Source organism: Vogesella sp. AC12, assembly GCF_024437575.1.
In the GTDB taxonomy this organism is placed as follows: domain Bacteria; phylum Pseudomonadota; class Gammaproteobacteria; order Burkholderiales; family Chromobacteriaceae; genus Vogesella; species Vogesella indigofera.
The window spans coordinates 292262-302360 of record NZ_JANFNU010000004.1 but is presented as its reverse complement, the minus strand read 5'-3'; the positions used below and the strand labels follow the sequence as shown (position 1 = coordinate 302360).

Genomic DNA, 10099 nt, shown 5'->3' with positions numbered 1-10099 from the left:
GCGTCAGCTGAGGAGGCGAACTATAGCGAAGCCCGCCAGCCGCGTCAACACCCGACAGCGGACTTTTTGGCACAAAAACGGCAAGCCCTTGATTCCACAGCCACCGCAGCACCAGGAAAAATGCAAAAGGTTGGCCGCAATGATTCTTTGGCGTGACGCAGCACGCGATGGGCGATTCTGCTAATCTTGCTTTTTTGTTTCAGCGTGTGCTTTCACCACGGTTTCAGAGCGATTCGACAATGACAACACTGAAGTTTGATGTCCTGATTATTGGTAGCGGCCTGGCCGGCATGACCCTGGCGCTGCATCTGGCCGAGCATTACGAGGTCGGTCTGATCACCAAGCGGGATTTACTGGAGGGCAGTTCTTCTTATGCGCAGGGTGGCATTGCCGCGGTGCTGGACACCGGCGACTCCGTCGCCAAGCATATCGATGACACGCTGATCGCCGGCGCCGGGCTATGTAATGAAGAAACCACCCGCTTCATCGTCGAGAACTCGAAGGACGCCATTGATTGGCTGGTGGACCTCGGCGTGCCGTTCACCCGGGATGCCAGTCACCAGACCGGTTTTCACCTGACCCGCGAAGGCGGCCACAGTCATCGCCGCATCATCCACGCCGCCGATGCCACCGGTGCGGCGGTGACCTCCACGCTTGGCCAGAAGATCAAGGCCCACCCGCGTATCCGCGTACTGGAAAACCATATTGCGGTTGACCTGATCACCGGCAAGAAGCTGGGGCGCAGCGAAAACCGCTGCTATGGCGCCTACGCGCTGGACAAGGATCTGGACGAGGTGGTGACCATTGCGGCCAACCATACCATCCTCGCCTCCGGCGGCGCCGGCAAGGTCTACCTCTATACCACTAATCCGGATACCGCCACCGGCGACGGCATTGCCATGGGCTGGCGCGCCGGCTGCCGGGTCGGCAATATGGAATTCATCCAGTTCCACCCGACCTGCCTGTATCACCCGCACACCAAGTCGTTCCTGGTGTCGGAGGCGGTACGCGGCGAAGGCGGCATCCTGCGCCTGCCGGACGGCACCCGCTTCATGCCGCAGCACGACGAGCGCGCCGAGCTGGCACCGCGCGACGTAGTGGCGCGCGCCATCGACTTCGAAATGAAGAAGCACGGCCTCGACTGCGTCTATCTGGACATTTCCTACAAGCCGGCCAGCTTCATCCAGGAGCACTTCCCCAATATCTACGCCCACTGCCTGGAGCTGGGCATCGATATCACCCAGCAGCCGATTCCGGTGGTACCGGCGGCGCACTATACCTGCGGCGGCCTGGTCACCGATCTGGAAGGGCGCACCGATGTCGATGGCCTGTACGCGGTCGGCGAGGTCGCCTGCACCGGTCTGCACGGTGCCAACCGTCTGGCCAGCAACTCGCTGCTGGAGTGCATGGTGATCGGCAAGGCGGCCGCGGCCAACATCGTGGCGTCGAAGACGGTGCCGCTGCCGGCGATTCCGGACTGGGACGACAGCCGCGTCACCGACCCGGATGAAGAGGTGGTGATCTCGCACAACTGGGACGAGCTGCGCCGCGCGATGTGGGACTACGTCGGCATCGTGCGCACCAACAAGCGGCTGGAGCGGGCGCTGCACCGCATCAATCTGCTGTCGGAAGAGATCAACGAGTACTACAGCCACTTCCACGTCACCAACGACCTGATCGAGCTGCGCAACCTGGTGCAGACCGCCGAGCTGATCGTGCGCTCTGCCCTGCTGCGCAAGGAGAGCCGCGGCCTGCACTTCAGCCGCGACTACCCGCAGACCGACGCCGACTGCCACGATACCGTACTGACGCCGGCAGGCTGAAGCACAAGGTTGGCCGCAGCCGTTGCGGCCAACCTTTGCCCTCGTCCGGCTACTGCGCGCCGTTGTGGCCGGACAGCGGCAGGGTGAACCAGAACACGCAGCCGCCGGCCAGCGTGTCGCTAACGCCGAATTCGCCGTGGTGGAATTCGACGATGGAGCGGCAGATATTGAGGCCGATGCCCATCCCGTCCGGCTTGGTGGAATAGAACGGCGTAAACAGGTTGTCCTTCACCTCCTGCGCCAGCCCCGGCCCGCTGTCGCTGACTTCCACCCGCCAGAAGCGTTCGCCGGCCTCGGTACGAATCGCCACCAGCGGCCGCCGCACGTCGGCCTCGCGCATCGCCTCCACCGCATTCTTGATCAGGTTGAGCAGCACCTGCTCGATCAGCACCGGATCCATCTGCACCGTCACCGGCTTGCCGCCCGGCTCCCACAACAGCTGGGCGCCGTATTTCTCCGCCAGCGGCAGCGCCAGCGCATAGGCGCGCGACACCGCCAGATCGGGATCGGCATTCTCCAGCTGTGGCGCGTGTTTCTTGACGAAGGCGCGGATGCTGTTGACGATCTGCCCGGCGCGGCGCGCCTGCTGCACGATGGCCTGGATCGCCTCCTGCACGCCGTGCTGCTGCTGCACCGCCTCCGGCAGCCGCCGTGACACGCCGGCAGCGTAGGTGGAAATGGCGGTCAGCGGCTGGTTCAGCTCGTGCGCCAGGCTGGACGCCATCTCGCCCATCGCGATCAGGCGCGAGGTGGTCTGGAAGCGCTCGTCCTGCGTGCGCGCCCGTTCGTCGCGCTGGCGCTGCTCGGTGACGTCGACCAGCATCGCCAGCCACGCCTCCTCCTCGTTGACCCAGCTGATCTTGCGGTACTGCAGCTGGAACCAGTGCTCGTCGTGGTCCGGCGAAAACTCCAGCGACACGCGGTCCGCCGGTGCCGCGCCGGCCAGCCCCGGCAGCATCGGACAATACAGCCCAGCCGGTTCGAACTGCGCCCACATCTCGGCGAAGGCCGGGTTGGCGTATAGCAGTTGCGAGCTGGCGCCGTCGGTCACGCACAGGCCGACATCGAGGCCGTTGAGCACTGACAGGAAGCGCTGGTGCGAATAGTTGAGCGCCAGCCGCTTTTTCTTCAGCTCGGTGATGTCGTACAGCGATGCCACCCAGCCGGTGTGGCGGCCGTCGTTGCCGCGCAGCGGCGTGGCGTAGAAGCGCACTTCGAAACGCTCACCGTCACGATGGCAGAACGGCAGCTCGAAGCCGTGCTCCGGCAATTCGCCATTAAGCACCGCCTGCATCGCCGCCTGCAGCAGCGCGCCCTCCTCCTGCGGCCAGAAAGAATACGGCGGCGACTGGCCGACCAGCTCGGCGCTGTCCAGCCCGGTCAGCTCGCAAAAGGCGCGGTTGACGTGCACGATCTGGCCGCGCAGGTCCAGCGCCAGCAGCCCGCTTTTCATGCTGTTCTCGATCGCCTGCCGCAGGATCATCTCGTGTTGCAGCGCCTTTTCCGCCTGCGCCCGCTCGCGCACGTGACCACGGATGCGCCACAGCGAATACAGCAGCGCCAGCGTCAGCAGGCCGATGAAGCTGGACAGTACCGGCAGCGCCAGCCCGACACCGGCGCGGTAGCTGACCGCACGCAGGCTGAGGCCGTAGCCCGGGGGATCGAAACTGATCTGGTGGAACAGCGTGTTCTGCGGCGGCGTCTGCTCGAACTTGCTGGCCAGCGCCTTGCCGTCCAGGTCCACCACACTGATGTGGTATTGCGAGGCGATCCACCACGGCACCTGGTGGTGCAGCAGCGCCGCCATGTCATAGACGATGCGCACCCCGCCCTGATAGCGGCCGTGCACCAGCACCGGCACCGCCAGATCGAAACGGTATTTGCCGTCCGCGGCACGATACGGCGCGCCGAACACCGGCCGCTTCAGACGCTCGGCACGCCACAAGGCGTCGTAGCTGCCGCCTTCGAGTTGCTGGCCGCCATTGGCCATGCCGCTGCCGTCGAGCAGCACACGACCGCGGCCGTCCACCCACTGCACTTCGGCGATCTCGCGGCTCTCGCGCCGCAGCAGGCTGGCGGCGGCGACAAAACGCTGCTGCCCGGCTACGCCGCCCTGCAGGTCCGGCGTCATGCTCTCCACCGTCTGCTGGTGCCCCTCCAGATGCAGGCGCAGGCTCTGCTCCAGCCACAACAGCTCCTGCACCAGGCTGTCGCGCTGCTCGTCGACCCAGTCGCGATAGACCACGGAGTAGAGACCGGCCAGCGCCGCCAGCAAGGCGGCTAGGGTCAGGATCACCCCCAGCCACAGCAGGCGGGGCGACGATTTCAGCGGGGGAGTAGCTATCAATTGCATACGGGCAACCAGGGCAAACAGCATCAATCACTAGGGAAAACCCCAATGCGGAAGTCCCCAATGGTCAGCCCCCATTGCGGGAACTAATGTTGATGTGGCGGACAGTCCGTTTGTCTGACACGGACGATAACACGCACCACACGACAAATAACAGGAGAGTACCGAGATGAAACTGAAATATGCAGCCCTTGTAATCGGGGCCACCTTCGGCTTCGCTGGCGCCGCCCACGCCGCTGATTTCGTCATCAAATTCAGCCACGTGGTGGCGCAGGACACGCCGAAAGGCAAGGCCGCCGAATACTTCAAGAAGCTGGCCGAAACCCGTACCAAGGGCCGCGTACAGGTACAGGTATTCCCGAACAGCCAGCTGTACAAGGACAAGGAAGAACTGGAAGCGCTGCAGCTGGGCGCGGTACAGATGCTGGCACCAAGCCTGGCCAAGTTCGGCCCGCTGGGCGCCAAGGAATTCGAGGTCTTCGACCTGCCGTACATCTTCGACAGCTACGACGAACTGCACAAGGTGACCCAGGGCCCGATCGGCATGCAGCTGCTGGCCAAGCTCGAGAACAAGGGCATCAAGGGCCTCGCCTACTGGGATAACGGCTTCAAGATCTTCTCCGCCAACAAGCCGCTGAAGTCGCCGGCCGACTTCAAGGGCCTGAAAATGCGCATCCAGTCGTCCAAGGTGCTGGAAGAAGAAATGCGCTCCCTCGGCGCCCTGCCGCAGGTGATGGCCTTCTCCGAGACCTACCAGGCGCTGCAGACCGGCGTGGTGGACGGTACCGAGAACCCGCCGTCCAACATGCTGACGCAGAAGATGCACGAAGTGCAGAAGCACGCCACGGTGAGCAACCACGGCTATCTCGGCTACGCCGTGATCGTCAACAAGAAGTTCTGGGACGGCCTGCCGGCCGACATCCGCACCACGCTGGATGGCGCGATGAAGGAAGCCACCGTCTACGCCAACAAGATTGCGCAGCAGGAAAACGAAAGCGATCTGGCCAAGATCAAGGCCTCCGGCAAGACCCAGATCTATATCCCGACTGCGGCAGAACGCGCCGCCTTCAAGAAAGCCCTGACTCCGGTTCACACCAAGATGGACGACCGCATCGGCGAAGGCCTGGTACAGCTGATCTACAAGCAGACCGGCTACACCCCGAACTGAACCGTACCTGACTGACTGAAGGTTGGCCGCATCCCGCAGCATGGCATGCGGCCAACCTTTGTCTTAACCGGAGTCACTATCATGAAATTCCTCGACCACCTCGAGGAGTGGCTGATCGCCACCCTGATGGCCGCCGCGACGCTGATCACCTTCTTCGCCGTCGTGCACCGTTACGGGAGCGGCATCGAGCTGCTTCAACCCCTGCTTGCCGATATCCACACCAGCTGGGCACAGGAACTGACCATCTACCTGTTCGTGTGGATGGCCAAGTTCGGTGCCGCCTACGGAGTGCGCACCGGCATCCACGTCGGCGTCGACGTGCTGATCAACAAGCTGTCCGACAACAACCGCGCCAAGTTCATCGTCATCGGTCTGCTCGCCGGCGCGCTGTTCACCGGCATCGTCGGCACCCTGGGTGCCACCTTTGTCTGGGAAATCGGCCATACCGAGCAAACCTCGGCCGACCTGGAAGTGCCGATGTGGCTGGTCTACCTCGCGGTGCCCTGCGGCTCCTACCTGATGTGCTTCCGCTTCCTGCAGGTGATGGTCAACTTCCTCAAGACCGGCGTACTGCCGAAACACGACCACAGCCATGTCGAAGGCATGGACGATGTCACCGAAGACAGCAACTGGTTCGCACTGGACGACAACCTGCACCCGCATGACGTAGCCAACAAAGGAGGCAAGCAATGAGCGCCCTCATCATTTTCGGCCTGCTGCTGGTGCTGATGCTGACCGGCATGCCGATCTCCATCTCGCTCGGCCTCACCGTGCTGACCTTCCTGTTCACCATGACCGACGTGCCGATCGAGGCGGTGGCGCTGAAGCTGTTCACCGGCATCGAGAAGTTCGAGATCATGGCCATTCCGTTCTTCATTCTCGCCGGTAACTTCCTCACCCACGGCGGGGTGGCCAGGCGCATGATCAACTTCGCCTCGTCGATGGTCGGCCACTGGCATGGCGGCCTCGGCCTCGCCGGCGTGGTGGCCTGCGCGCTGTTTGCCGCGGTCTCCGGCTCCAGCCCGGCCACCGTGGTCGCCATCGGCTCCATCCTGTTGCCGGCAATGGTGAAACAGGGCTTCCCCAACAGCTTCGGCGCCGGTGTCATCACCACCTCCGGCGCACTGGGCATCCTGATCCCGCCGTCGATCGTGATGGTGATGTACTCGGTCGCGACCAACACCTCGGTCGGCCAGCTGTTCATGGCCGGCGTGATCCCGGGGCTGATGCTGGCCACCTTCCTCGGCCTCACCACCTGGTACCGTGCGCGCAAGTTCAACTACCCGCGCCTGCCGAAAGCCTCCTTCAAGCAACGCGTCAAGGCGCTGCGCGAGTCGATGTGGGGCCTGTTCCTGATCGTGGTGGTGATCGGCGGCATCTACACCGGCATCTTCACCCCGACCGAGGCAGCCGCGATGTCGGCGGTGTACGCCTTCATCGTCGCCGTGTTCATCTACAAGGACCTGACGCTGAAGCAGGTGCCGAAGGTGCTGCTCGATTCGGCCAGCATGTCGGCGATGCTGCTGTACATCATCACCAACGCGGTGCTGTTCTCGTTCCTGATGACCAGCGAAGGCATTCCGCAAGCGATGGCAGGGTCATTGATTGATGCCGGCCTCGGCCCGATCGCCTTCCTGCTGGCGGTGAACGTGATCCTGCTGCTGGCCGGTAACGTGATGGAGCCGTCGTCGATCGTGCTGATCTTCGCACCGATCCTGTTCCCGGTGGCGATGCAGCTGGGCATCGACCCGGTGCACTTCGGCATCCTGATCGTGGTCAACATGGAAGTCGGCATGTGCCATCCGCCGGTGGGGCTGAACCTGTACGTCGCCTCCGGCATCACCAAGATGGGCATCACCGAGCTGACCGTGGCGGTATGGCCGTGGCTGCTGACCATGCTGGCGTTCCTTGGCCTGGTGACCTATGTACCGATGATTTCGCTGTGGCTGCCCAAGACCCTGGGCATGATGTAACAAGCACCTTGGCCGCAAAAACGCGATGGAACCTCTCCATCGCGTTTTTTGTCGGACACGGCATAGCCCCCAACTAAGGGTTGGCCCTATAATGTCAACCCTCTCCACACCCTCATGAAATAATAATCAGGAGCCAACAGAATGGACGAGCAACTGCGTCAAGCCGCACTCGATTTCCACCAGTTTCCACAGCCGGGCAAGATCCAGGTCGCCCCTACCAAGCCGCTGGCCACCCAGCGCGACCTGGCCCTTGCCTACTCGCCAGGTGTGGCAGCACCTTGCGACGCAATCGTGGAAGACCCGCTGAACGCCTACAAGTACACCGCCCGTGGCAACCTGGTGGCCGTGGTCACCAACGGCACCGCCGTGCTGGGCCTGGGCAATATCGGCCCGCTGGCCGGCAAGCCGGTGATGGAAGGTAAAGGCGTGCTGTTCAAGAAGTTCGCCGGCATCGACGTATTCGACATCGAACTGGCCGAGAACGACCCGGACAAGCTGGTCGACATCATCTGCGCGATGGAACCGACTTTCGGCGGCATCAACCTGGAAGACATCAAGGCGCCGGAATGCTTCTACATCGAGAAGAAGTGCCGCGAACGCATGGGCATCCCGGTGTTCCACGATGACCAGCACGGTACCGCCATCGTCGCCGCCGCTGCAGTCCTGAACGCACTGCGCCTGATCAACAAGGAAATCGGCAATGTCCGCGTGGTCGCCTCCGGCGCCGGCGCGGCCGCCATTGCCTGCCTGGAGCTGATGGTGGCACTGGGCATCAAGCGTGAAAACGTGACCGTTTGCGATTCCAAAGGCGTGATCTTTGAAAACCGCGACGACAAGATGGACGAGTCGAAGAAGCGCTTCGCGATCAAGGACAACGGTCAGCGCAAACTGGCCGACGCCATGGTCGGCGCCGACATCTTCCTCGGCCTGTCCGGCCCGAAACTGGTCACCCAGGACATGGTCAAGTCGATGGCAGCCAACCCGCTGATCCTCGCCATGGCCAACCCGGAACCGGAAATCCTGCCACCGCTGGTGAAGGAAGTCCGCCCGGACGCCATCATCGGTACCGGCCGTTCCGACTACCCGAACCAGGTCAACAACGTACTGTGCTTCCCGTTCATCTTCCGTGGTGCGCTGGACGTGGGCGCCACCACCATCAACGAAGAGATGAAGCTGGCCTGCGTGCGCGCGATTGCCGATCTGGCGATGGCGGAGCAGAACGACGTGGTTGCCACCGCTTACGGCGACCAGGAACTGTCGTTCGGCCCGGAATACCTGATTCCGAAACCGTTCGACCCGCGCCTGATCGTGAAGATCGCCCCGGCCGTTGCCCAGGCGGCGATGGATTCCGGCGTGGCCACCCGCCCGATCACCGACATGGATGCCTATGTCGAGCAGCTGGCGCAGTTCGTGTACAAGACCAACCTGTTCATGAAGCCGGTATTCACCCAGGCCAAGAAAGCCAAGGCCCGCGTGGTAATGGCCGAAGGTGAAGACGAGCGCGTGCTGCACGCCACCCAGGAAATCATCTCGCAAGGCCTGGCCTACCCGATCCTGATCGGCCGTCCGTCGGTGATCGAGAAGCGTATCGAGAAACTGGGTCTGAAGATGAGCGCCGGTGTCGACTTCGACCTGGTCAACAACGAGTCCGATCCGCGCTTTGCCGAGTACTGGAAAGAGTACTACGAGCTGAGCAAGCGCAAGGGCGTGTCGCAGGAACAGGCGCGTCGCCGCGTGATCGGCAACACCACCCTGATCGGTGCGCTGATGGTACGTCGCGGTGAAGCGGATGCGATGATCTGCGGCACCTACGGCCCGTATCGCCAACACTTCGACATCATCGAGAACGTGATCGGCTACGCCCGCCAGGACAAGGTCGCCGGCGCCATGAACGCGCTGATCCTGCCGACCGGCAACATCTTCATCGCCGACACCTACGTGAACCCGAACCCGGACGCGCAGCAGCTGGCAGCCATCACCGAGATGGCGGCACAGTCGGTACGCCGCTTCGGCATCAACCCGAAAGTGGCACTGCTGTCCAACTCCAGCTTCGGTACCTGGAACTCGGAAGGCGCCTGCAAAATGCGCGATGCGCTGGCTCTGGTGCAGGAAGCGCATCCGGAACTGGAAATCGACGGCGAAATGCAGGGCGATGCCGCGCTGATCGAAAGCATCCGCCAGCAGGCGATGCCGGACAGCACGCTGAAGGGCGCCGCCAACCTGCTGGTGATGCCAAACGTGGAAGCGGCCAACATCAGCTACAACCTGCTGCGCGTTTCGGCATCCGACGGCGTGACCATCGGCCCGATCCTGATGGGCATGGCCAAGCCGGTGCACATCCTGACCCCGATCTCCTCGGTACGCCGCATTGTCAACATGGTGGCGCTGGCCGCGGTGGATGTACAAGCAAATAGCTAAGCGCCGATAGTGGTTATACTGAACGGGTGAACATCATGTTCACCCGTTTTTTTATGTTGCGGCCAACCTTGTGGAGGTTCCGATGAGTGCCGATTTCAATCCTGCCGATCCGTTCGCCCTGTTCCGCCAGATGATGCAAAGCGCAACCCCGCCGGGCGCCCAGCCGTTCCTGCCACCGATGAGCGAAGAGGAAATCGACCGCCGCATGGCCGAGCTGCGCGTGGTGGAAACCTGGCTCACCATGAACTTGGGCGCGCTGTCGATGCAGCTCCGCACCCTGGAAATGCAAAAGGCGGCCCTCGCCGCGCTGCGTCCGAAAGGCGAATAAAAAAACGTTGGCCGCAGTAGCTTGCGGCCAACGTTTGCT

Annotated in this window: 7 protein-coding genes; 6 read left to right on the top strand and 1 reads right to left on the bottom strand. The window is 62.9% G+C overall.

All coding sequences use genetic code 11. From position 1 onward, the window contains the following. The first annotated feature begins 239 nt into the window (after window positions 1-239). On the top strand, window positions 240-1823 hold the full coding sequence (gene nadB / locus NOM55_RS09535; protein ID WP_255908390.1) for an L-aspartate oxidase: 1584 nt from the start codon (window positions 240-242) through the stop codon (window positions 1821-1823). A gap of 49 nt (window positions 1824-1872) precedes the next feature. Here nadB and NOM55_RS09530 read toward each other — a convergent pair whose 3' ends face one another. Next, on the bottom strand, window positions 1873-4176 hold the full coding sequence (locus NOM55_RS09530; protein ID WP_255908389.1) for a PAS domain S-box protein: 2304 nt from the start codon (window positions 4174-4176) through the stop codon (window positions 1873-1875). A 166-nt stretch (window positions 4177-4342) separates the two neighbouring features. On the opposite strand from NOM55_RS09530, the gene NOM55_RS09525 reads away from it, so the two are divergent. The 5 genes from NOM55_RS09525 to NOM55_RS09505 all read left to right on the top strand — a co-directional run bounded on the left by NOM55_RS09525 (window position 4343) and on the right by NOM55_RS09505 (window position 10060). Continuing rightward, window positions 4343-5341 (top strand): TRAP transporter substrate-binding protein, encoded by a 999-nt coding sequence (locus NOM55_RS09525; RefSeq protein WP_255908388.1) that lies wholly within the window; start codon window positions 4343-4345, stop codon window positions 5339-5341. Window positions 5342-5422: 81 nt separating this feature from the next. Further along, window positions 5423-6034 carry a TRAP transporter small permease gene (locus NOM55_RS09520; RefSeq protein ID WP_047967003.1) on the top strand — a complete coding sequence of 204 codons (612 nt, stop codon included), beginning with the start codon at window positions 5423-5425 and terminating at the stop codon, window positions 6032-6034. Further along, on the top strand, window positions 6031-7314 hold the full coding sequence (locus tag NOM55_RS09515) for a TRAP transporter large permease (protein ID WP_047967004.1): 1284 nt from the start codon (window positions 6031-6033) through the stop codon (window positions 7312-7314). Before NOM55_RS09520 ends, NOM55_RS09515 begins: the two co-directional genes overlap by 4 nt. 141 nt (window positions 7315-7455) lie before the next feature. Then, on the top strand, window positions 7456-9732 hold the full coding sequence (locus NOM55_RS09510; RefSeq protein ID WP_255908387.1) for an NADP-dependent malic enzyme: 2277 nt from the start codon (window positions 7456-7458) through the stop codon (window positions 9730-9732). Window positions 9733-9814: 82 nt separating this feature from the next. Then, a complete protein-coding gene (locus NOM55_RS09505) occupies window positions 9815-10060 on the top strand; it encodes a PhaM family polyhydroxyalkanoate granule multifunctional regulatory protein (protein ID WP_047967006.1) in 246 nt (81 codons plus the stop codon). The last annotated feature ends 39 nt before the right edge of the window (window positions 10061-10099 follow it).

Coding starts and splice junctions, on each gene's coding strand:
- nadB (WP_255908390.1), top strand. CDS start 240: ATGACAACACTGAAGTTTGATGTCCTGATTATTGGTAGCGGCCTGGCC.
- NOM55_RS09530 (WP_255908389.1), bottom strand. CDS start 4,176: ATGCAATTGATAGCTACTCCCCCGCTGAAATCGTCGCCCCGCCTGCTG.
- NOM55_RS09525 (WP_255908388.1), top strand. CDS start 4,343: ATGAAACTGAAATATGCAGCCCTTGTAATCGGGGCCACCTTCGGCTTC.
- NOM55_RS09520 (WP_047967003.1), top strand. CDS start 5,423: ATGAAATTCCTCGACCACCTCGAGGAGTGGCTGATCGCCACCCTGATG.
- NOM55_RS09515 (WP_047967004.1), top strand. CDS start 6,031: ATGAGCGCCCTCATCATTTTCGGCCTGCTGCTGGTGCTGATGCTGACC.
- NOM55_RS09510 (WP_255908387.1), top strand. CDS start 7,456: ATGGACGAGCAACTGCGTCAAGCCGCACTCGATTTCCACCAGTTTCCA.
- NOM55_RS09505 (WP_047967006.1), top strand. CDS start 9,815: ATGAGTGCCGATTTCAATCCTGCCGATCCGTTCGCCCTGTTCCGCCAG.